We start from the raw sequence: 21,868 nt of genomic DNA on the forward strand, positions 1-21,868 counted from the left end.
ACAAAAACGCGCCGCCCCTGTGAATGATTCACGGAGGCGACGCGTTTTTTTATCGAGGAAACGTTAAGCGTAACGCTCGTCTTCTTCCTCTTCTTCACTCAGGTTACCTTCTTCTGATTTGGCGACAATGACTGCACAAGCGGCGTCACCTGTGATATTGACCGCAGTCCGCATCATATCAAGCAGACGATCAACCCCGATGATTAAGGCAATCCCTTCGACAGGCAGATTGACGGACTGAAGCACCATCGTCAGCATGACAAGCCCGACACCCGGTACGCCGGCTGTTCCGACGGACGCGAGAACGGCAGTCAGGACGACGGTTGCCAGTTGTGCCGGAGACAAGCTGATATCATAAACTTGAGCGATAAAGACCGTTGCGACTCCCTGCATGATCGCTGTACCATCCATGTTGATCGTCGCGCCGAGCGGTTGGACGAAACTTGAGACGGAACGCGGTACTTTCAGTTCACGCTGTGCAGTCTGCATCGCGACCGGTAGCGTTGCATTCGACGACGAAGTCGAGAAGGCGAACAGCATGACCGGCGCAAACTTTTTGAAGAAGAAAAACGGATTCATTTTTCCGAGCAGTGAGACGGTCGAACCGTACGTCAACAGGGAGTGGACAATCAAAGCCAGGATAACGACTGCCATGTAGAGCCCCATTGCCTTTAAGGAATCAAACCCTTGTGCACCGACGGCGGAAGCAATCAATGCAAATGCGCCGAGCGGGGCCATCTTCATGACAAGTCCGATCAAATATGTCATCAAATCATTTCCCTGTTCGATGAATGAACGTAATGTCGAGACCTTGTTGCCGAGGAATGTGATCCCGAAACCGATGAAGACACTGAAGACGATAATTTGCAGCATATTGCCTTCTGCCATCGACGTGATCGGATTGGTCGGGAACATCCCGACGATCGTATTGATCAAACTCGTATCCGGTAAGTTGCCTTGATCATACTTCAAGTTGTCTGTCGCAAAGTTCCCGAACGTACCCGGTTTGATCAGTAATGACAAACCAAGAGCGATGACGATGGCGACAGCGGTCGTCGTCATGAAATACGTAATGGCTTTTCCGCCGACGCGACCCAGTTCTTTTGGATTTCCGAGTCCCATGACACCAAGGGAAATCGAGAAGAAGACGATCGGGACGACGAGCATCTTAATCAGGTTGAGGAAAATCGTTCCGATTGGTTGAAGTGCATACTTATTCAATCCTTCATAGATCGATTTGTCTGGTAACAAAGCGAGAATGATTCCGAGGATGACTCCGAGAATCAATCCGAAAATAATTCGTTTGGCTTCTTTCATATCAGAACAACTCCTTTTTCAGATAACTGTGTCTATTTTGACACATCATTCCCCATTTTGACAAAACATTTCATGAAAAATTAGAAAACGCTTACAAAATATTTCGAATTTTTTCGTTGAATAATCATGAATTTGTTGTAAATACGGAAGCAACATGAGACTATAGAAAAGAACAAAAAGGAACATATCAGGAGTGAAGCAAAACCGGTTAATCAACTATTGACCATTTTGTATATTCCTACTATAATGTTGTATGACGTGTCTGACACGTTTCCTTTAGTCGGTAATATCGGAGGGAGGGAAAACTAGTGGAAACTCGTGTACGTAAAAATGAATCACTTGAAGACGCACTTCGTCGCTTCAAACGTGGTGTTTCAAAAGATGGTACGCTTGCTGAAGTTCGTAAACGTAAACACTACGAAAAGCCAAGTGTAAAACGTAAGCTTAAATCGGAGGCTGCGCGTAAGCGTAAGAAGTTCTAACGTAAGAGAGGGTGTATCCTCATGAGTCTTCAAGAGCGTTTGACAGTGGATATGAAGGAAGCCATGCGTTCGCGTGAGAAAGATCGTCTTACGACGATTCGGATGGTGAAGTCGTCCCTGCAAAATGAAGCGATTAAACTCGGTAAGCAAGAATTAACTGATGAGGAAGAGCTAACTATACTCTCACGTGAGATGAAACAGCGCAACGACTCCCTCCGAGAATTCGAACGCGCTGATCGTCACGACCTCGTCGAGAAGATTCAAGCAGAGATAATCGTGCTCGAAGCTTATATGCCAAAACAACTTTCGGAAGAAGAAGTTCAGGAAATCGTCAACGCAGCCATTGCGAAGACGGGTGCCTCAGCTCCTTCTGATATGGGGAAAGTAATGGGTGTCGTCATGCCGCAACTTAAGGGTAAAGCGGACGGTGCTCTAATTAATCGCCTTGTTAAACAACAACTACATTAACCCGTTTTGAAAGGCGTCCTCCGGGATGCCTTTTTTTCATGAGATAAAATCGGAAAAATTCGAAAATTGGTAAAAGTTATGAAACCTTTTCTCAGATGAAAGCGTATATAATAAAAGTAACAATGAGCCATGTTCAGAAAGATGAAACATGTTGTCGTCTGATTCTGATGAAAAAGGGGTGAACGAAGTAATGTCTTTTAGCTTAGGGATGATTTTAGCGGTCTTCATGATCGGTGTCCTCATGTTGCTGGTCGAAATATTCGTGACAGGGTTCGGCATATTCGGTGTCCTTGGCATCGGTGCAGTCCTTGCCAGTTTGATCATGGCAGGTGCGACGGTCGGTCAAGTCGGTCTAGCGGTCGGTTTGGCAGTCTTTTTATCACTCGCTGCCGGATTTTGGGCATATCGCCGGATCAAATCAAATCAATCATTATTATGGCGAGGTTTGATTTTGACAGATTCCACATCGTCGGAAAAAGGATATCTTTCTCATCAAGATAAAGAACAACTGCGTGGCAAGGTCGGAATCAGTTTAACGCAGCTTCGCCCGGCAGGAACGATTGAAATTGATGGGAATCGCGTCGATGCGGTCACGGAAGGCAATTTCATTAATTCCGGCGAGCAAGTCGTCGTGCAAGACGTCACACACGGACGAGTCATCGTCCGAGTCCAAAAAACGAAGGAGGAGTCACTCACATGACACCCGAACTATTGACCGTTCTACTCATAACGGGAGGAATACTTATTTTCCTCGCTATCTTCTTTACACTTGTCCCGATCCCGCTCTGGATCAGTTCACTTGCAGCCGGAGTCCGTGTCTCTATCTTTACATTGGTCGGAATGCGGCTTCGTCGTGTTACACCGTCAAAAATTGTTAATCCGTTGATTAAAGCAGTCAAAGCCGGCATCAACCTCAATACAAACCAATTGGAAAGTCACTATCTTGCCGGTGGTAACGTCGACCGTGTCGTTAACGCCTTGATTGCGGCACACCGTGCCAACATCGAACTCAGTTTCGAACGTGCGGCAGCCATTGATTTAGCAGGTCGGAACGTGCTTGAAGCCGTCCAGATGTCCGTTAACCCGAAAGTCATCGAAACCCCATTCATTGCCGGTGTTGCCATGAACGGGATTGAAGTGAAAGCAAAAGCACGGATTACCGTACGTGCCAACATCGACCGTCTTGTCGGTGGTGCAGGGGAAGAAACCGTCATCGCCCGTGTTGGTGAGGGTGTCATCTCGACGATCGGTTCATGTCAAGATCAAAAAGAAGTCCTTGAAAATCCGGAAATGATTTCCCGGACGGTCCTCGCAAAAGGACTTGATTCAGGAACAGCATTCGAAATCCTCTCGATCGATATCGCGGACGTCGATATCGGCAAAAATATCGGTGCCGTGCTTCAGACGGATCAGGCGGAAGCTGACAAAAACATCGCCCAAGCGAAAGCGGAAGAACGTCGGGCGATGGCGATTGCAAGCGAACAAGAGATGAAATCACGTGTCGAAGAAATGCGTGCGAAAGTCGTTGCGGCAGAAGCGGAAGTTCCACTTGCGATTGCCGAGGCATTACGTGACGGCAACTTCAGCGTAATGGATTACGCCAACTATTTGAACGTGACGGCTGATACGAAGATGCGTCAAGCGATTGGTGGTCAATCTTCGCCGAACGACACACAATAAAAGGGTGATTTAGATGGGTAGCTTAATTTGGGTCGGACTGATGGTTGCCTTTGGTGTGATTTCGGTTATCTCGAAGGCGTCTGATCAGAAAAAGTCCAGCTCGACGACACGTGTCCCTTCAAAAGAATTTGGGGACTATGTCAAGAAAATGGTTGACCAAGTGGAAACACGACTTCCGGAAGATCGGGATGTGCCACCTCCGATTAAACGGAAGCAGTCAAAGCCGGAGCAACCGGTTAAGCATCAACGAACCGAATTGCAACAGCGTTTGGATGAACGGGATCGTGTGAAAGCACAAAAACAGTCTAAATCAAACATTGGTCAGATAACAGGCAGTATTGCGAGCGGTGAAATTGGCAAACGACGTAACCGGAAAAAAGGAATGCAGACGTCACAAGAAGAAATTCGCCAGGCGATGATCTGGAGTGAAGTCCTGGGTCCGCCGGTTTCGAAACGGTCTTCAAAATCTCCACATCGTTAAAGTAAAGGTTGGCTCTCGTTTACAATGAGAGCTGACCTTTTTTTAGATACGCAGCAGGAAAAAATCCGAAGCATGTTCGGTCAGGTAAAAGAAGCAGTTAAAATGAGGAAAACACGCTTAAAGGATGGGTTTTTCTTTCCATCTATTCTGCTTAAATGATAAAGTGGACTAGAACAGATTTGTAGAGATGACGTACTGTTATCCATCATTAGGAGGCCAATCATAACGTGATATTCAATGAAAGAATCCCATTCGTATTTTCGAATTCAGAACAGATTCAAGCATTCGTAGGACCGAACGATGCCGTACTAAAAACGATGGAAGCGGAGCTTGAAGTCCAACTCACCCACCGCGGTGATGAATTGTTGGCGCAGGCAGAAGAAGAACGGTCTGTCGTGTTAGCGAAACAGGTCGTCGGTGTCTTAAAACAACTGGTTGATCGGGGAGCCGTCTTGACGGAACGTGACGCAACAAGCGCCATTCAACTGGCACGACAAGACCGGGTCGATGAATTGCTCGAATTATACGATACGGTCATTCATACGAACCATAAAGGGAAACCGCTCCGGGCCAAAACACTGGGACAAGCCCGTTATGTCCGGGGAATTGAAAAGTGCGATTTGACGTTCGGGATCGGACCGGCCGGAACCGGCAAGACCTATTTGGCGGTCGTCATGGCGGCAAAGGCCTTAAAAGAAGGTTACGTCAAACGTTTGGTTTTAACACGACCTGCTGTTGAAGCAGGGGAGAATCTTGGGTTTTTGCCGGGAGACTTAAAGGAAAAAGTTGATCCGTATTTACGTCCGCTCTATGATGCACTACATGACGTGCTCGGCGTGGAACACACAGCCCGTTTGTTGGAGCGGGGCGTGATTGAAATTGCGCCGCTCGCTTATATGCGCGGACGGACGCTTGAACACGCGTTTGTCATTTTGGATGAAGCTCAAAATACGACAAGAGAACAAATGAAAATGTTTTTGACGCGACTCGGTTTTCACTCGAAGATGATTGTCACGGGTGATTTGACGCAGGTTGATTTACCGCGCGGAAAAGCGTCCGGTTTACAAGAAGCGCTAAATCTTCTTGGACATGTCCGGGGAATTCATTTTGAACACTTTAGCTCGGCTGATGTCGTCCGGCATCCACTTGTTCGGAAAATCATTGATGCGTACAGTCAAGAACTCGAGTAAAGCGCAATAGGTGAGTCTTGAAGTGGAAAGGAGACGAGCGGATGCGCAGAGTAGGTATGTGGATCAGTCTGCTGACACTGGCATTTTACATCATCGTGTCGACGATGATGTATGTCAGTGTCCGGCCTGAAGCCTTGTCGGCAGCTCCATTTTCGATTGCAGAAGAAGATATTCGATCGCCGTTGACGATGGAGGATCGAGAAGCAACCCGGTTACTAAAGGAAAACACGGTAGCCGCGATTGACAGTCAGTATACGATTAAGCAGGAATACGCGGCACAACAAATTGATAAAGTCGAACAGCTTTTTGCAAGTCTCAAAGGAATCAAAAAAGCAGAAGACATCGGTCAGATCAAACAACGTCTTCGCGGAACGGAAGCTGCAGATTTACTGCAAGACGATGAATTACGATTGCTTGCGACATCCTCTTCGTCTGTACGGACGACGACACGCGATGTCGTAATCACAGCGATTGAGGAAGCGATGCGTCAACGGATTTCTTCCGATGGCGGTGAAGTGGCGGAAGCACGGGAAAATGCGCGGCTCGATATTGAACGGTCTGCCTTGTCGTTTTCAATGAAGGCTGTCGGAAAAACATTGACGGATCAATTAATCGTGACGAATTATGTTTACGATCCAGCGAAAACAGAACAGTTGCGGAAGCAAACAAGTGATAAGGTGGAGCCGGTCTTGATTTCCGAAGGAGAAGTCATCGTCAAACGGGGGGAAGTCATTTCCCAGGATGCCTACCGCCAATTGCAACTCGTTGGTCTGATTTCTGATCGTCAATCACTGAAGCCTCTGTTCGGAACGTTGATTGTCAGTGCGCTGATGACGTTGCTGTTATTTGGATTCATCAGTCGCTCCAACTTACGTTATGCAAAGATGGGTAAAGTGAAATTATTCAGTTTGGTTTATTTAGTTGTTATTTTGCAACTCGTCGTGACGTACGGAATGGCCTTCTTGGCGGATGATATCAATCCGGCGCTTTATTTGCTTACGCCGACAGCATTTTCGGCATTAGTGTTACGCAACTTATTAAATGAGCGGATTGCATTATCGAGTACCCTGTTCATGGCACTGGCAGGAACTTTTTTCTACAGTACGAATCAGAATTTCAGTTTTAACATTGCGATTTACTTATTGGTCGGTGGACTGGTGGCGACCTACTTCCTGCGTTCGAGCTTGTCACGCCGGCGGATTTTCGTCAGCAGTTTGACGATTGCTTTAGCGAACGTAGCTGTTTTCCTCGCTTTTGTACTCATGCGCAGTGGACAGTTGGAAGTAAAAGAGACGTCGGTTTTAATAGGATTTGCCGTTGCCAGCGGTGTTTTCAGTGCCATCTTGGCAATCGGATTATTGCCGTTCCTTGAGATGACGTTCGGTATTTTAGCCCCGACACGTTTGTTGGAATTATTAAATCCGACCCATCCTCTGCTGAAAAAATTATTGGTCGAGGCTCCAGGAACCTATCATCACAGCATGATGGTCGCGAATCTTGCCGAGACGGCATGTGAAGCAATCGGCGCTGACGGCTTGCTCGCACGGGTCGGTGCATATTATCATGATTTAGGAAAAACGCGGCGTCCGCTCTATTTCATTGAAAATCAGCATGGTCTCAATCCGCATGACCGTCTGACGCCGCCCGAATCCGCCCGAGTCATTCTTGCCCATACCGATGACGGCGTGGAATTGCTTGAAGAAGCAAAAATACCGAGTGTTATTGTCGATATTTGCCGGGAACATCACGGAACGTCCTTACTCCGTTATTTTTACGTCAAGGCAACAGAACAAGGGGAAGTCAATGAAGCGGACTTCCGGTACTCAGGCCCGAAACCGCAAACACGTGAAGCGGCCGTGATCATGATTGTCGATTCCATCGAGGCGGCGGTCCGGTCCATGAAGTCTCCAACGGAATCAGGGATTCAGGAACTGGTCAAAAAAATCATCCGTGAAAAACTGCTCGACGATCAATTTTCGGACTGTGAAATGACGACACGTGATATTTACCGGGTCGGTGAGAGTGCCTGCCATACGTTATCCGGGTTATTCCATGAACGGATTGAATATCCTGAATTAAAGAAAGAGGAACTCAAATGAATATTTACATGACTGATGAAGGCAAATTGTTGACGGAAGAACAACTGAAATTAGTGGAAGCGATTTTAGTCTATACGGCAACAGAAGAAAAGATTGAAGCAAACAGTGAGCTATCCGTCACGTTCGTGACGAATGATGAGATTCAGCAAATCAATCGGGAATGGCGCGGGAAAGATCAAGCGACGGATGTCATCTCGTTTGCGATGGATGAGCTCGGAGAAGACGAGATTGATTTTGAATTGCTTGAAGATGAGCCTGTTGTTCTCGGCGATCTGATCATTTCAGTGGAACGCTGCCGTGAGCAGGCTGCGGAATACGGGAATCATTTTGAACGGGAACTTGGATTTCTCGCTGTTCACGGCTTCCTGCATCTTCTCGGTTACGACCATATCGAAAAAGCAGATGAAGACATCATGACGAAGCGTCAGGAGGAAATCCTGCATCACTTTGAACTGTACCGAGGAAAATTGTGAAGACGTGGTGGTTACCTTTCACCCATGCGATGAACGGGATTCGTCAGGCGGTGAAGGAAGAACGGCATATGAAAGTCCATTTTACGATTGGACTGATTGTCTTGGCGGTTGCCCTGTATTTACCGCTGACATGGATGGAACGGGCGATTTTATGTTTAACGATCGGTGCGGTTCTCAGTGCGGAAATGTTCAATACCGCCTTTGAGCGGACTGTCGATCTCGTTACGGAAGAATGGCACCCGCTTGCAAAAGCGGCAAAGGATATCGCAAGCGGAGCAGTTCTTGTGTTGGCGCTTACATCAGTTGCGATTGCACTATGCATCTTCGTTCCATATTTGGTACAATAAGAATCCGGCCTTTTTAGGCCAATACCGTTCCTAAAAGGGGAAAAATGACATGAAAACAGAACAATTACTCGAACAAGCTAAAATCGCACGCGAAAAAGCGTATGTTCCATATTCAAAGTTCCAAGTCGGAGCAGCTCTGCTCACGAAAGACGGACAGGTTTTCCATGGCTGTAATATCGAAAATGCAGCATATGGTCTTTGCAACTGTGCTGAGCGGACAGCAATCTTCTCAGCGTGGGCACAAGATGCACGGGAGTACGCAGCGATGGCTGTCGTAGCCGATACAGAAGGACCTGTCGCACCGTGCGGCCAATGCCGTCAAGTATTGTTTGAAATGTGTGACGCGGATATGCCGGTTTACTTGACGAACCTGACGGGTGACGTCACGGAAACGACGGTTGGTGCGCTCTTACCGGGTGCATTTACGAAGGGAGATCTTCATGTTTAAAGAAGGATTTAAATCAGGATTCGTTTCGATTATCGGTCGTCCAAACGTTGGGAAATCGACGTTCTTAAACCGAGTCATCGGACAAAAAATCGCCATCATGTCGGATAAGCCACAAACGACACGGAATAAGATTCAGGGTGTCTATACGACAGATGACGTGCAAACGATTTTCATCGATACACCGGGAATTCATAAACCGAAACATAAACTCGGAGACTTCATGATGAAAGTCGCGACGAATGCGTTACGCGAAGTCGACGCGATTCTCTTTATGATCAATGTGACGGAGCCGAAAGGAAAAGGCGACGAATTCATCATTGAGAAGTTAAAGGATTTGGATACACCGATCATCCTTGTCATGAACAAGGTCGACTTGATTCATCCGAATGATATTCCGCCGATCATCGAATCGTATCAAAATGAATTGAACTTCGCAGCAGTCGTTCCGATTTCTGCTCTTCAAGGTAATAACGTCGAACCATTGCTACAAGAAATCTCGAAGATTTTACCGGAAGGTCCGATGTATTATCCGGCGGATCAGATCACTGATCACCCGGAACGTTTCATCATTTCAGAAATGATTCGGGAGAAAGTCCTGCAAAAGACACGTGACGAAGTACCGCACTCGATTGCTGTCGCGATTGATCAAATCAAGACACGTGAAGATGGCAATATGGTCGATATTCACGCAACCATTTTGATCGAACGGGATTCACAAAAAGGAATCATCATCGGAAAACGCGGTGCCCTGTTAAAAGAAATCGGTTCAGAAGCCCGGACGGATATCGAGATGTTACTCGGAACGAAAGTTTACTTGAACCTGTGGGTGAAAGTTCAAAAAGACTGGCGCAATAAAGCCGGTCAATTGCGTGAACTTGGATTCCGCGACGACGAGTATTAAGCGATGATTGATAAGGCGGAAGGGCTTGTTTTACGGACGGTCGTGTATGGTGAATCGAATAAAATCATTACACTGTTAACGCGTGAATATGGCAAGCTCGCCGTCATGGCCCGTGGTGCTAAAAAACCCGGCAGCCGTTTTAACGCAGCGAGCCAGCCGTTCGTCCGAGCGATTTATGTCTACCCGCGTTCGCGGGGTCTCGGTCAATTGAAATCAGCAGATGTCATCACAGGGTATTCAAAGATTCGTCAGGACGTCTTTTTGATGGCTTATGCGATGTACCTCCTTGAACTGGCGGACAAAGCACTTGATGAACGGGTGCCGCAACCGGCACTGTATGATTTGTTCGTCGATGGTCTTGAGGCAATGGATGAAGGGCTCGATCCGGATGTCGTGTCCTTTATAGTGGAACTCCGCTTACTGCGTCATCTGGGAATCGCACCGCACTTAAACGGCTGTACGGTTTGCGGCAGTGTGGAAGCACCGTTCGCCTTCTCATTGAACCACGGTGGTTTGCTTTGCAGACGACACCGTCAGGAAGATGAACATGCTGTTTCTTTGACGGAATCCGTGGCCAAGATGCTGTATGTTTTTTCTGTGTATGATTTTTCCCGGATCGGGACAGTCGATGTGAAGCCGGAGACGAAACGTTTGTTGCGTCAAATCATGGATGCCTACATGGAACGGTACAGCGGACTCCGCCTCCGTTCAAAACGGGTTCTCGATCAATTGCTGAATCTTGGAGACGATTGACAGATACGCCGTACGTTCGGTAGAATAAGTGCGGAAGAACTAACTAAACGAACACGATGAGAAAAAGGAGTAACACCTGATGTTCAGTCAAGCGATTTCGGGATAGTGCGAGCCGGAAATGAAGCAGGTGTGAACGGCATTTTTGAGTGTTCCTGGTCAAAGAGTGGCATGCGGACGCATGCAAGTAGGGTGGAACCGCGGGCTCGTCTCGTCCCTATGTACAACCTTGTTGTACATAGGGACGTTTTTGCGTTCCCGCATAAATTTGGAGGTGGAAGTCTTGAAGATGACAGTACAGGAAATGATCTTAACACTGCAAAAATTTTGGGCTGAGCAAGGGTGCTTGACGATGCAGGCCTATGACGTCGAGAAAGGTGCCGGAACAATGAATCCGATGACATTTTTACGGAGTCTTGGACCAGAACCATGGAACGTCTGTTATACAGAACCATCACGCCGTCCGGCGGATGGACGTTACGGGGAAAACCCGAACCGTTTGTATCAACATCACCAGTTCCAAGTCATCATGAAGCCGTCGCCGGACAACATTCAGGAGCTGTACTTACAAAGTCTTGAACTGCTCGGGATTAATCCGCTTGAACATGATATTCGTTTCGTTGAAGACAACTGGGAAAACCCGACGTTCGGTGCAGCCGGACTCGGATGGGAAGTCTGGTTAAACGGAATGGAAATTACACAGTTCACATACTTCCAACAAGTCGGTGGGATTGAATGTAATCCGATTGCCGTTGAAATCACATACGGAATCGAACGCCTCGCGTCGTATATCCAGGATGTCGAAAGTGTCTTTGATTTGGTTTGGACAGACGGCTTTAAATACGGGGATATTTTCTATCAACCGGAATTCGAACATTCGAAGTACACGTTTGAGACATCGGATGTCGATCTCTTGTTCACATTGTTCGATCAGTATGAAAAAGAAGCGAACCGGGCACTCGATGAGAACCTGGTCTTCCCAGCGTATGACTACATCTTAAAATGTTCTCATACGTTTAATCTGCTGGATGCCAAAGGAGCGATTTCCGTTACGGAACGGACTGGGTTCATTCACCGCGTCCGGAACATGTCGCGCCGTTGTGCGCAAAGCTTCATCGAAGAACGGGAACGTCTAGGCTTCCCATTGATTAAATCGAAAGCTGGTGAATCGCATGCATGAGTTATTACTTGAAATCGGTCTTGAAGAAATGCCGGCCCGTTTTGTCTTACAATCCGAGACACAATTAAAAGAACGTGTGACGACATTTTTAAATGAAGCACGCATTACGTTTGATACGATTGAGTCGTTTTCAACTCCACGTCGTTTAGCCGTTCTCGTAACCGGAATGTCTGAACGTCAGACGGACTTAGAAGAGACGCTCAAAGGACCGGCGAAGCGGATTGCTCAGGATGAAGACGGCAACTGGACAAAAGCCGCACAAGGATTTGCGCGCGGTAAAGGTTTGACAACGAATGATCTGTTCCTTCAAGAAGAGAAGGGTGTGGAGTATATCTTCGCGACCCGCAAAGAGTCGGGACAAGAAACGGCAACACTTCTGCCGGGATTGAAACAAATCGTCGAAGCGATGTCGTTCCCGAAAAACATGCGTTGGAGCACACAATCGTTACGCTACATGCGTCCGATTCGTTGGATGATCGCTTTACTGGACGATCAAGTAATTCCGTTTGAAGTGGCAGATGTGGCAACCGGGCGGACGTCACGCGGACACCGTTTCCTCGGACAGGATATTACGATTTTACGACCGAACGCCTACGTCGAAGCGCTGGCGGGAGAACATGTCATCGCCAGTTATGAACAGCGTCGTCAGCTGATTGAAGAGCAAATTCAACAGCTCAGTGAACAAGAAGGCTTTGAAGTCCCGATTGATCCGGCGTTGCTTGAAGAAGTCACGAATCTCGTCGAATACCCGACAGCATTATTCGGAGCATTTGACGAAGCTTATCTCGAACTTCCGGAAGAAGTCCTCATTACGACGATGAAGGAACACCAGCGTTACTTCCCGGTTAAAAAAGACGGGACGTTACTCCATTATTTCGTTACGGTCCGTAACGGGAATGCGACACATATCGAGAATGTGGCCCGCGGAAATGAGAAAGTCATCCGGGCACGTCTTGCCGATGCCCAGTTCTTCTATGAAGAAGATAAAAAAGCCGACATCGATGCCCAGGCAGCGCGACTTGATAAAATCGTCTTCCATGAAAAACTTGGAACGACAGGTGAAAAAGTTCGTCGTGTGCGTGAGATGGCTTTACAGTTGGCGGAACGATTTAATGCCAATTCGACGAAAGTCGAGCGGGCGGGAACGATTTATAAATTCGATCTTGTCAGCCAGATGGTATATGAATTTACAGAACTGCAAGGGATGATGGGCGAACGTTACGCCAACATGAAAGGCGAAGACGTTGAAGTCGCGGCAGCAATCCGGGAACACTACTTACCGCGCTTTGCCGGAGATGAAAGTCCAAGCACACCAACCGGTACGGTATTAGCCGTTCTTGACAAAATGGACAGTGTGGCCGGCTTCTTCGGTGTCGGTATGATTCCAAGCGGTTCTGCTGATCCGTATGCCTTACGCCGCCAGGCACAAGGAATCGTTCAGATTCTTTCGGACCGTCAGATTGAGATGACGTTGTCGGAGCTGATTGATTTCGTCGTATCTGCTCAATTAAAAGCAGGTCTTTATCAAGCAGATGCAGAAACAGTTAAAGCAGCAATGGAAGACTTCTTTAATCAGCGTTTGAAGTTCCGCCTGTCGGAAAAAGGATATCGTCATGATGTCATCGAAGCGGCTCTTGATCCGAAGCTTACGGTCGAAGCCAATGAAAAACGGGCATCGATGCTTGAACAGGCCACACAACAACCAACCTTTAAGAAGACCGTGGAGCAACTCAGCCGTGTCTTAAACATCTCGAAAAAAGCCGAAACGGTTGTTGCAGTAAACCCGGCGCTCTTTGAAAATGATGCCGAACGTGACTTGCATGAACAAATCGAGCAACTGATTCCGAAAGTCGAAGCCGCTGTACAAGCTTCTGACTATGACCAGGCGATTCAAGTCCTTGAATCGAGTGTTCCGGCCATCACGGCTTATTTTGACGGAACGATGATCATGGCGGATGACGAAGCAGTTCGCACGAATCGTCTCAGCGAGATGAAACGATTTGCGACGGCAATCGAACAAGTCGCACGATTCAATGCACTCACTTTAGTGTGAATAAAGGACGGATGAGCCGATGAAGTTAAATGAACGGCAGAAAAAAATACTCCAAATCGTCAAAGAAAACGGTCCGATCACAGGAGAGCAGATTGCATCTGAACTCTCCTTGACACGGGCGACCCTGCGTCCGGACTTATCCATTTTGACGATGACTGGAATGCTGGAAGCACGTCCACGCGTCGGTTATATGTATGTCGGTAAAAAAAATACCTCCATGTTACATGAAAAATTGGATACGTTGACCGTTGGCGAATTCATGTCTTCTGCGAAAGTCATTCATGAAGGGATGACGGTTTATGATGCGATCGTCCATTTGTTCCTCGAAGACGTCGGTTCGTTGTTCGTCGTCGGAAAAGATCATGCGTTAGTCGGTGTCCTGTCACGTAAAGATTTTTTACGGGCGGCAATCGGGAATCAGGAGTTGGACTCGTTACCGGTTAACATCATCATGACACGGATGCCGAATCTGACGGTTTGTGAGAAATCAGAGACGTTGATTGGAGCAGGGATGAAACTCATCGAAAAACAGATCGATTCCATGCCGGTCGTCGAACAGGTCGACGGGATCTTAAAAGTCGTCGGACGGATGACAAAGACGAACATGACGAAAGTATTGGTCGCGTTGGCACGAGATGAAGAACTTTAAGAGGAGGTTCGCAGATGAGACAACGTATTTATGTAGTGAGTGACTCGGTCGGTGAGACGTGTGAACTGGTCGTGCGGGCAGCAGCGATCCAGTTTCCGGAGCAAGCGATTGAAACGGTCCGGATTCCATTCGTGGACGACGATCAGGTCATTTACGATTTAGTGTTACATGCAAAAGAAGAGCAGGCGACAATCGTCTACACGATCGTTCATGCCACCCATCGCCGGCTTCTTGCGGAAACAGCACAAGCGCATCAAGTTAAGGCAATCGATTTACTCGGACCGTTACTGGATACGATGGAGGGGCGTCTCGGGATGCAACCGAAAGAAGAACCGGGACTGATTTATCGGTTGGATGAAGAGTATTTCCGGAAAATTGAAGCCGTTGAATTTGCCGTGAAATATGATGACGGTCGCGATCCGCGCGGCATCAAACGGGCGGATATCGTTCTGATTGGTGTATCACGCACCTCGAAGACCCCGCTCTCTCAGTACTTGGCGCTGAAACGGTATAAAGTGGCGAATGTACCGCTCGTTCCGGAATCGATTCCACCGGAAGAACTGTTTGATATTCCAAAAGAAAAATGTTTTGGATTATTGATTTCTCCAGAGAAGTTGATTGATATCCGGATGGAACGGCTGCGGTCGCTTGGACTGAAACCGGAAGCGGCGTACGCACAGATGGATCGAATCAACCGTGAACTCGATTATGCGAAAAAACTGTATGACCGGATCGGCTGTCAAGTCATCGATGTGACGAACAAAGCGGTTGAGGAAACGGCGAATCTCATTTTGACAGGAATTTCCGGCAAATCACATGACTAGTAAAGTATGGTTTCACGTAGTATACTAATCTAGCTGCTTAATGAGATGATGCAAATTTTCTAATGAAACGGAACGAGTATTCGTTCCGTTTCATTGCGGGTATATGTATATAAACGTTCGAAAGGAGAGGTGACCAATTGAAACGGCTTCCTGACGAATTGGTTGACCAAGTCCGACAAGCAACGGATATCGTTGAATTGATATCAGAACGTGTAGAATTAAAAAAACAAGGGAATCGTTATTCAGGGTTATGCCCATTTCACTCTGAAAAATCCCCTTCTTTTTCTGTTTCTCCGGATAAAGGCATGTATTATTGTTTCGGATGTGGAGCGGGTGGAAACGCCATTACTTTTGTCATGGAGACGGAAGGGATGAGTTTTCCGGAAGCGGTCGTCAAGCTGGCGGATCGAACAGACATCAAGTTACCGGAATTTGAACGGTCTGATCAAACGGAGTCAACACCCGATCAGGAAAAGAAATACCGAATGCGGGAAGCGCACCGGATTGTGGCGGATCTGTACCATGAAGTCATGTTGCAGACAGCCGCTGGTGACGCCGGAAGAGAATACCTTGAACAGCGGGGCATCCAAGAATCCGCGATGCGGGAGTTTAAACTCGGTTACGCACCGGATCAAGGCCGGTTTACGGTGGATTCATTGGCACGGCGTAACTTCGACTTGGATGAGATGGTCGAAGCAGGACTGATTTCTATAGGCAGAGATGGCGATTACCGCGATCGATTCAACGGACGGGTCGTATTTCCAATTTCAGATCGTGATGGCACGATTGTTGGATTCAGTGGTCGCTCCATTGACGGAAGAGACCCGAAATATGTCAATACAGCGGAAACCCCTCTTTTTAATAAAAGCGAATTGCTGTTTGGTTTCGCACAGGCGCGTGGTGCCATGCGAAAAAATAAGCAAGTTGTGTTGGTGGAAGGGAATTTAGATGTTGTACGTGTCGCTCAAGCGGGTATACCCTATACGGTAGCTTCTCTCGGGACGGCACTGACTCCTGTACATGCTCAAAATTTAGGGAGAATCGTCGATGAAGTCATAGTTTGTTATGACGGAGACAAAGCGGGACGTGCCGCGACACTAAAAGCATTACGCTTATTAGAGGATGTTGCGGTCGATTGTTCTGTGATTCGTCTTCCGGATGGAGAAGACCCCGATTCTTTTATCGGCGCACAATCGGAAGAGACCTTTCTTCGTGTCATCGAGCAGGAACGGATTTCAAGCCTTGAATTCAAATCTTTTTATTTTCGCCAAGGAAAAAACCTTCGATTAGAAGGAGAACGGGTCCGTTATATTGAAACTATGCTTGAGGAGATTGGTCGAACGTCCAATCCATTGTTACGCGATATCTATTTAGGGAAACTGGCGGAAGAGTTTCACTTGTCGAAAGAATCCCTGTTGTCGCAAGTTAAGCCGTTGCAACTGCAACAAGCTAAACCGAAACAAGAGCGGCGGCAAGAGACGCAAGTCGTGACCTCTTCTCCTCAAGACCGGACCTTCTCGAATTGGAAACGAGCTGAACGTTTTCTGCTTGCTTATATGATTCGTTCCGAGGAAGTGGGTCTTGAGGTACGTGATCAGCTTGGTGTGGCGTTTAATGATCCGGCTCATCAGTTGATTGCAGGGAAACTATATGAATTTTACGGAACAAACGCCCCAGCGGATCCCGATCGTTTCCTGACGATGCTCCACGATGCATCGCTTCAGCGGATCGTGGCGGATCTAGAGTTTATGTTAATGCCGGAATACGATCCGGATTTATTGAGTCATTATATTCGTGCCGTTCAAAATGAACGACAACGACGGACGCTGGACGAAGAAAAGTCACAGTTAAGTCAACAAACAGATATCCGTGCTCAAGCGGAGCTAATGCAGGCGATCATCGAACGGAAACGGCGTTTGAAAGATCGATGACCTGTTGCATGATGTGGAAGGAGTGTATGGTTCGATGGCAGAAAAAGCAAGATCAGAAGCAGAAATACTCCGTCTCGCGAAGGATGAACTAATCGCGCTCGGACACAAGAATGGTGAACTATCGCATCAAAAAATCGAGGATAAACTCAGTTCGTTTGAATCGATGGATGCACAACAATTCGAAGAATTCCTTCAACTGCTCGAAACTGAAGGCATCAAGGTCAACAATGACGGAACGGGTGATGACAAGGAAGAAGCGGATTTAAACGATCTTTCGGTCCCACCGGGCGTCAAAATTAATGACCCGGTCCGGATGTACTTGAAAGAAATCGGCCGTGTCGATCTGTTGAATGCAGAAGATGAAGTCGAACTCGCAAAACGAATCGAACAGAATGATGAAGAAGCCAAGAAGCGTTTAGCGGAAGCGAACTTACGCCTTGTCGTTTCGATTGCGAAGCGTTATGTCGGTCGCGGCATGCTGTTCCTTGATTTGATCCAAGAAGGAAACATGGGACTGATCAAAGCAGTTGAAAAGTTTGACTATACAAAAGGCTATAAATTCTCGACGTATGCGACCTGGTGGATTCGTCAGGCAATCACACGTGCAATTGCCGACCAAGCACGGACGATCCGGATTCCGGTTCATATGGTTGAAACGATCAACAAACTGATCCGTGTCCAACGTCAGTTACTTCAGGATTTAGGACGTGAACCGACTCCGGAAGAGATTTCGAAAGAAATGGAAATCACACCGGAAAAAGTACGCGAGATTTTGAAGATTGCACAAGAACCGGTATCGCTCGAGACACCAATCGGGGAAGAGGACGATTCACATCTCGGAGACTTCATCGAAGACCAAGATGCGACAGCTCCTCAAGATGCGGCTGCGTATGAGTTGTTAAAAGAACAGCTTGAAGATGTCCTCGATACGTTGACGGACCGTGAAGAAAATGTCTTGCGCCTTCGTTTTGGTCTAGACGATGGTCGGACGCGGACACTTGAAGAAGTCGGGAAAGTATTTGGCGTTACACGTGAACGGATTCGTCAGATTGAGGCGAAAGCGTTACGGAAATTACGTCATCCAAGTCGTTCAAAACGTCTAAAAGATTTCCTCGATTAATTCAAAGTGTGAAGAAAATATGAAATTTTAGTGAGAAGGGAGAAAAAGTTTTGTTTTTTTCTTCCTTCTCTGTTTTTTTTACAGTAGAATAGTAACGGGGAATACCATTCAGTCACCAACTTGGTTGGGTATAGAATATGGGGGGGAATCCAAATGCGTAATCCGTTAGTACCGTTCGCATCGATTGCGATCATCGCCATCATCGCCATGATTTCATTGTCATACTTTGGGGTCGATCAGGTAAAACAAGCTGAAAAAGGTCCATCAACAGCTGAAATGAAGCCGGAAGATCTGTTTGCATCTAAAGGATGTACCGGATGCCACGGTGGAAATCTTGAAGGTGGAGTCGGTCCGAACTTAACAAAGATCGGTTCGAAGCTGAAAGAAGAAGAAATTAAAGAAATCGCTATGAACGGTAAAGGGCAAATGCCTGGCGGTCTTGCGAACGACGAAGAAGCCGCTGCTTTAGCAAAATGGCTTGCTGCAAAGAAATAAGCGAATCAACATCCGTCTCTTCTCCGAGATGGATGTTTTTTTGTGGTGATTTTAATCAAGTCGACGGTTTCTTTTTTTCGCCAAGTCCGCTATTTTTAAATGAGAACATGAATCAGGAAGGATGAAAGACATGCAAACGAACGTCATACTCGATCAACGTTTACAAAAGGTTGTATCTTATATTCCACAAGGGGCGGTACTCGCGGACATCGGATCCGATCATGCTTTTGTGCCTTGCTACTGTCTCCAACAAAACTTGATTGAACGCGCGATTGCCGGTGAAGTCAACGTCGGACCGATGGAAGCGGCGCAAGGACAGGTTGCGCTTGTCCAATTGGAAGATAAAATCGATGTCCGCCTTGGGAGTGGTCTGACGGTCTTGACACCGGGAGAAGTGACGGCGGTAACGATTGCCGGAATGGGCGGTACGTTGATTGCTTCGATTTTGGAAGAAGGTAAAAATCACTTATCCGGAGAAGAACGGCTGATTCTCCAACCGAATGTTGATGCGGTCGATGTACGGAAATGGTTGCTCGCGAACGGCTATGCTCTGCTTTCGGAAGCAATTGTTAAAGAAAATGAGAAAATTTATGAAATTCTTGTCGCAGAAAAAGGAGAAGAATCTTTATATTCGGACGATAGCGAACAGCGGGACTGGGAATTGTATTTTGGTCCGCAATTGACACGGGAAAAAGCACCGGCATTTATTGAAAAGTGGCAGACGGAACAGCAAAAGCGGCAATACATCTTGGAACAGATGCAACGCGGAAATGATTCGGACGTCTTACAGGAGAAAATGGCGAACATCGAACGGCTGATTGAAAAAATGAAAGAGGTGACGAACTGATGGCAAACGGTCAACAAGTCATCGAACAATTTGAGACATTTGCGCCGAAAAAATTTGCCTTTGAAGGCGATCCGATTGGCTTACAAATTGGAACACTTAACAAAAAGGTCAAGCGGGTCCTTGTTACGTTAGATGTGCTTGAATCTGTCGTGGACGAAGCAATTGAAAAACAAATCGATTTGATCATTGCCCATCATCCGCCGATTTTTAGCAAATTACCAAAAGTGACAGATCAATCAGCAGCGGGTCGTATCGTCATGAAATGTATCAAACACGACATCGCTGTCTACGCCGCCCATACAAACCTGGATGTCACACAAGGCGGCGTGAATGATCTGATGGCAACGGCATTAGGACTCACGGATACAACGGTTCTCGTTCCGTCATTCGAAAACACCCTCTATAAACTCGTTGTCTTCGTTCCTGAATCTGCCGTGGAAGAGGTCTCGAAAGCGTTAGGGCGAGCAGGAGCAGGCCATATCGGAGCATACAGCGATTGTCAGTTCCATACGACGGGAACCGGACAATTTAAAGCAACGGCGGAAGCGAATCCGTATGTAGGACAACCGGGCCAACTGGAACATGTCAAAGAAGTGCGGATTGAAACGATTGTCACGGAATTAAACCAAAAGCAGGTCATTCGGGCAATGAAACAAGCTCATCCGTACGAGGAAGTTGCGTATGACGTGATACGTCAAGAGCTTACAGCTCCGTCTCTCGGACTCGGACGGATTGGTCGGTTAGAAGAAGCTGTTCCGTTGAAGACGTTTGCCGAGCAGGTACGATTAGCTTTTGGCGTCGAGAACTTACGGTTTGTCGGGGATGAGAATCGATTGGTTCAAAAAGTGGCAGTATTAGGAGGAGACGGCAATAAATATGTTTCGACGGCAGCCTTTGCCGGAGCAGATGTATTGGTGACGGGTGATTTATATTTCCATGTCGCACACGATGCAATGGCACTCGGGCTTGCCGTAGTTGATCCCGGCCACCATGTCGAGTCGGTCATGAAACAGGGTGTCGTTGACCTGCTGACAGAACGGTTTGAAAAACAGAACATCAAAGGTGTCGAATTGTTTGTGTCAGAGACGAATACAAATCCGTTTCAATTCCTATGAAAAAAGATTCCCGACCGTCAAATACGGTCGGGAATCTTTTTTTAAAGAATTTTAACTTTTGGTAAGATACGGCGCAGTTCGAGGAATGGCGTCTTATCATGTGTGCTGATATCGGCAGGATCATACTGTTGTAAGAAGTCGATGACTTTTTTAGTGATTGGCGTCGGCGTTGAAGCACCAGACGTTACACCGACCTGGTTGACTCCGTCGAGCCACGATAGATCGAGTTCCGTTAAATCACCGATCCGGTGAGCCGGCGTTGCGGCAATATCGAATGAAACTTGTGCCAAGCGATTCGAGTTGTTGGAACGCGGATCGCCGACGACGATGACGAGATCGCAATCACCGGCTTGTTCGGCAACAGCTTCCTGCCGGACTTGCGTCGCATTACAAATTTCATTGTGTACTTCGACGTGCGGATACTTTTTACGGACGTGTTCCATTAATGCCTGAACGTCCCATTGGCTCATCGTCGTTTGGTTCGTCACGATGATTTTTTTGTCGGCCAGGTGAGCCGGCAACGCTTCGATGTCTTCGACTTTTTCAATCAAGTGAACATGTTCCGGTGCGACACCAACGGCGCCTTCCGGTTCCGGGTGACCGTGTTTGCCGACATAAATGACTTCATAATCATCCGCGACGACAGTGCGGATCAAGTCATGTGTCCGGGTGACGTCCGGACACGTCGCATCGACGACAGTCAGTTTTTTCTCGGCAGCGCGGGCATAGACAGCCGGCGAAATCCCGTGTGCTGTAAAGATGACGGTTCCTTCTTTGATGGTTTCGAGTGCTTCCAAGCGGTCGGGACCGTCTACGGTCAACACACCCATCCGTTCGAATTCACGCGTGACGTGTGCATTATGGACAATCATGCCCAGGATATGAATTGGTCGTGGCAAGTTATCGTTTAGTGCAGCTTGTTGAGCAAGCTTCATTGCATCAACAACACCGTAACAATAACCACGGGGACTGATTTTTTTAACAAGCATAGTCTAAATTCTCCTTTTGTATGGAAAGA

The 21,868-nt window shown here is 47.3% G+C and carries 23 protein-coding genes; 21 read left to right on the forward strand and 2 right to left on the reverse strand.

The annotated features are described in order from the left end of the window. Positions 1-63: 63 nt before the first annotated feature. A complete protein-coding gene (locus KNP91_RS00845) occupies positions 64-1,317 on the reverse strand; it encodes a dicarboxylate/amino acid:cation symporter (protein WP_214765959.1) in 1,254 nt (417 codons plus the stop codon). 308 nt (positions 1,318-1,625) lie between these two features. Here KNP91_RS00845 and rpsU point away from each other — a divergent pair, with 308 nt between their 5' ends. From rpsU to KNP91_RS00950, 21 genes are all read left to right on the forward strand, one after another. After that, positions 1,626-1,799, forward strand: coding sequence for a 30S ribosomal protein S21 (gene rpsU / locus KNP91_RS00850; RefSeq protein ID WP_012369719.1), 174 nt, complete (start codon positions 1,626-1,628; stop codon positions 1,797-1,799). A 21-nt stretch (positions 1,800-1,820) separates the two neighbouring features. Beyond that, on the forward strand, positions 1,821-2,267 hold the full coding sequence (locus tag KNP91_RS00855; protein ID WP_012369720.1) for a GatB/YqeY domain-containing protein: 447 nt from the start codon (positions 1,821-1,823) through the stop codon (positions 2,265-2,267). Positions 2,268-2,457: 190 nt separating this feature from the next. Next, a complete protein-coding gene (locus KNP91_RS00860) occupies positions 2,458-2,967 on the forward strand; it encodes an NfeD family protein (RefSeq protein ID WP_012369721.1) in 510 nt (169 codons plus the stop codon). Then, positions 2,964-3,947, forward strand: coding sequence for a flotillin-like protein FloA (floA, locus tag KNP91_RS00865; protein WP_012369722.1), 984 nt, complete (start codon positions 2,964-2,966; stop codon positions 3,945-3,947). The genes KNP91_RS00860 and floA overlap by 4 nt, the downstream gene beginning before the upstream one ends. 13 nt (positions 3,948-3,960) lie before the next feature. Continuing rightward, on the forward strand, positions 3,961-4,428 hold the full coding sequence (locus KNP91_RS00870) for a hypothetical protein (RefSeq protein WP_214765957.1): 468 nt from the start codon (positions 3,961-3,963) through the stop codon (positions 4,426-4,428). 227 nt (positions 4,429-4,655) lie between these two features. Beyond that, a complete protein-coding gene (locus KNP91_RS00875; protein WP_012369724.1) occupies positions 4,656-5,618 on the forward strand; it encodes a PhoH family protein in 963 nt (320 codons plus the stop codon). Between the two features lie 41 nt (positions 5,619-5,659). After that, entirely contained in the window at positions 5,660-7,717 is a 2,058-nt protein-coding gene (locus KNP91_RS00880) for an HD family phosphohydrolase (protein WP_214848199.1), read from the forward strand. Then, entirely contained in the window at positions 7,714-8,190 is a 477-nt protein-coding gene (ybeY, locus tag KNP91_RS00885) for an rRNA maturation RNase YbeY (RefSeq protein WP_012369726.1), read from the forward strand. The genes KNP91_RS00880 and ybeY overlap by 4 nt, the downstream gene beginning before the upstream one ends. Continuing rightward, the gene (locus tag KNP91_RS00890; protein ID WP_012369727.1) at positions 8,187-8,537 is read left to right on the forward strand and encodes a diacylglycerol kinase family protein; all 351 of its coding nucleotides are present in this window, start codon (positions 8,187-8,189) and stop codon (positions 8,535-8,537) included. Before ybeY ends, KNP91_RS00890 begins: the two co-directional genes overlap by 4 nt. 49 nt (positions 8,538-8,586) lie before the next feature. Next, complete coding sequence (locus tag KNP91_RS00895; RefSeq protein WP_012369728.1) at positions 8,587-8,985, forward strand: cytidine deaminase; 399 nt, start codon at positions 8,587-8,589, stop codon at positions 8,983-8,985. Further along, on the forward strand, positions 8,978-9,886 hold the full coding sequence (gene era / locus KNP91_RS00900) for a GTPase Era (RefSeq protein WP_012369729.1): 909 nt from the start codon (positions 8,978-8,980) through the stop codon (positions 9,884-9,886). The genes KNP91_RS00895 and era overlap by 8 nt, the downstream gene beginning before the upstream one ends. 3 nt (positions 9,887-9,889) lie before the next feature. Then, complete coding sequence (gene recO, locus KNP91_RS00905; protein ID WP_012369730.1) at positions 9,890-10,639, forward strand: DNA repair protein RecO; 750 nt, start codon at positions 9,890-9,892, stop codon at positions 10,637-10,639. Positions 10,640-10,925: 286 nt separating this feature from the next. Further along, a complete protein-coding gene (gene glyQ, locus KNP91_RS00910) occupies positions 10,926-11,816 on the forward strand; it encodes a glycine--tRNA ligase subunit alpha (RefSeq protein ID WP_012369731.1) in 891 nt (296 codons plus the stop codon). Further along, positions 11,809-13,869, forward strand: coding sequence for a glycine--tRNA ligase subunit beta (gene glyS / locus KNP91_RS00915; protein WP_214848202.1), 2,061 nt, complete (start codon positions 11,809-11,811; stop codon positions 13,867-13,869). The genes glyQ and glyS overlap by 8 nt, the downstream gene beginning before the upstream one ends. A 19-nt stretch (positions 13,870-13,888) precedes the next feature. Beyond that, positions 13,889-14,518 carry a transcriptional regulator CcpN gene (gene ccpN / locus KNP91_RS00920; RefSeq protein WP_026828978.1) on the forward strand — a complete coding sequence of 210 codons (630 nt, stop codon included), beginning with the start codon at positions 13,889-13,891 and terminating at the stop codon, positions 14,516-14,518. A 14-nt stretch (positions 14,519-14,532) separates the two neighbouring features. Further along, positions 14,533-15,342 carry a pyruvate, water dikinase regulatory protein gene (locus tag KNP91_RS00925; RefSeq protein ID WP_012369734.1) on the forward strand — a complete coding sequence of 270 codons (810 nt, stop codon included), beginning with the start codon at positions 14,533-14,535 and terminating at the stop codon, positions 15,340-15,342. A gap of 137 nt (positions 15,343-15,479) precedes the next feature. Further along, the gene (dnaG, locus tag KNP91_RS00930; RefSeq protein ID WP_214848206.1) at positions 15,480-17,273 is read left to right on the forward strand and encodes a DNA primase; all 1,794 of its coding nucleotides are present in this window, start codon (positions 15,480-15,482) and stop codon (positions 17,271-17,273) included. Between the two features lie 34 nt (positions 17,274-17,307). After that, positions 17,308-18,393 (forward strand): RNA polymerase sigma factor RpoD, encoded by a 1,086-nt coding sequence (gene rpoD, locus KNP91_RS00935; protein WP_012369736.1) that lies wholly within the window; start codon positions 17,308-17,310, stop codon positions 18,391-18,393. A 153-nt stretch (positions 18,394-18,546) separates the two neighbouring features. Beyond that, the gene (gene cccA / locus KNP91_RS00940) at positions 18,547-18,888 is read left to right on the forward strand and encodes a cytochrome c550 (RefSeq protein WP_012369737.1); all 342 of its coding nucleotides are present in this window, start codon (positions 18,547-18,549) and stop codon (positions 18,886-18,888) included. 130 nt (positions 18,889-19,018) lie between these two features. Beyond that, positions 19,019-19,735 (forward strand): tRNA (adenine(22)-N(1))-methyltransferase, encoded by a 717-nt coding sequence (locus KNP91_RS00945; protein ID WP_012369738.1) that lies wholly within the window; start codon positions 19,019-19,021, stop codon positions 19,733-19,735. Next, positions 19,735-20,850 (forward strand): Nif3-like dinuclear metal center hexameric protein, encoded by a 1,116-nt coding sequence (locus KNP91_RS00950; protein WP_214848208.1) that lies wholly within the window; start codon positions 19,735-19,737, stop codon positions 20,848-20,850. Before KNP91_RS00945 ends, KNP91_RS00950 begins: the two co-directional genes overlap by 1 nt. 41 nt (positions 20,851-20,891) lie before the next feature. On the opposite strand, the gene KNP91_RS00955 is transcribed toward KNP91_RS00950, so the two are convergent. Then, entirely contained in the window at positions 20,892-21,839 is a 948-nt protein-coding gene (locus tag KNP91_RS00955) for a 4-hydroxy-3-methylbut-2-enyl diphosphate reductase (RefSeq protein WP_131503963.1), read from the reverse strand. Between the last annotated feature and the right edge of the window lie 29 nt (positions 21,840-21,868).

It is taken from the genome of Exiguobacterium sp. s138, assembly GCF_018618775.1.
Classification (GTDB): domain Bacteria; phylum Bacillota; class Bacilli; order Exiguobacteriales; family Exiguobacteriaceae; genus Exiguobacterium_A; species Exiguobacterium_A artemiae.

What these genes read in the sequence shown, in the direction of transcription:
- KNP91_RS00845 (WP_214765959.1), bottom strand. Translation starts at nt 1,317, where the DNA reads ATGAAAGAAGCCAAACGAATTATTTTCGGATTGATTCTCGGAGTCATC.
- KNP91_RS00855 (WP_012369720.1), top strand. Translation starts at nt 1,821, where the DNA reads ATGAGTCTTCAAGAGCGTTTGACAGTGGATATGAAGGAAGCCATGCGT.
- KNP91_RS00860 (WP_012369721.1), top strand. Translation starts at nt 2,458, where the DNA reads ATGTCTTTTAGCTTAGGGATGATTTTAGCGGTCTTCATGATCGGTGTC.
- floA (WP_012369722.1), top strand. Translation starts at nt 2,964, where the DNA reads ATGACACCCGAACTATTGACCGTTCTACTCATAACGGGAGGAATACTT.
- KNP91_RS00870 (WP_214765957.1), top strand. Translation starts at nt 3,961, where the DNA reads ATGGGTAGCTTAATTTGGGTCGGACTGATGGTTGCCTTTGGTGTGATT.
- KNP91_RS00880 (WP_214848199.1), top strand. Translation starts at nt 5,660, where the DNA reads ATGCGCAGAGTAGGTATGTGGATCAGTCTGCTGACACTGGCATTTTAC.
- ybeY (WP_012369726.1), top strand. Translation starts at nt 7,714, where the DNA reads ATGAATATTTACATGACTGATGAAGGCAAATTGTTGACGGAAGAACAA.
- KNP91_RS00895 (WP_012369728.1), top strand. Translation starts at nt 8,587, where the DNA reads ATGAAAACAGAACAATTACTCGAACAAGCTAAAATCGCACGCGAAAAA.
- era (WP_012369729.1), top strand. Translation starts at nt 8,978, where the DNA reads ATGTTTAAAGAAGGATTTAAATCAGGATTCGTTTCGATTATCGGTCGT.
- recO (WP_012369730.1), top strand. Translation starts at nt 9,890, where the DNA reads ATGATTGATAAGGCGGAAGGGCTTGTTTTACGGACGGTCGTGTATGGT.
- glyQ (WP_012369731.1), top strand. Translation starts at nt 10,926, where the DNA reads ATGACAGTACAGGAAATGATCTTAACACTGCAAAAATTTTGGGCTGAG.
- glyS (WP_214848202.1), top strand. Translation starts at nt 11,809, where the DNA reads ATGCATGAGTTATTACTTGAAATCGGTCTTGAAGAAATGCCGGCCCGT.
- ccpN (WP_026828978.1), top strand. Translation starts at nt 13,889, where the DNA reads ATGAAGTTAAATGAACGGCAGAAAAAAATACTCCAAATCGTCAAAGAA.
- KNP91_RS00925 (WP_012369734.1), top strand. Translation starts at nt 14,533, where the DNA reads ATGAGACAACGTATTTATGTAGTGAGTGACTCGGTCGGTGAGACGTGT.
- rpoD (WP_012369736.1), top strand. Translation starts at nt 17,308, where the DNA reads ATGGCAGAAAAAGCAAGATCAGAAGCAGAAATACTCCGTCTCGCGAAG.
- cccA (WP_012369737.1), top strand. Translation starts at nt 18,547, where the DNA reads ATGCGTAATCCGTTAGTACCGTTCGCATCGATTGCGATCATCGCCATC.
- KNP91_RS00945 (WP_012369738.1), top strand. Translation starts at nt 19,019, where the DNA reads ATGCAAACGAACGTCATACTCGATCAACGTTTACAAAAGGTTGTATCT.
- KNP91_RS00950 (WP_214848208.1), top strand. Translation starts at nt 19,735, where the DNA reads ATGGCAAACGGTCAACAAGTCATCGAACAATTTGAGACATTTGCGCCG.
- KNP91_RS00955 (WP_131503963.1), bottom strand. Translation starts at nt 21,839, where the DNA reads ATGCTTGTTAAAAAAATCAGTCCCCGTGGTTATTGTTACGGTGTTGTT.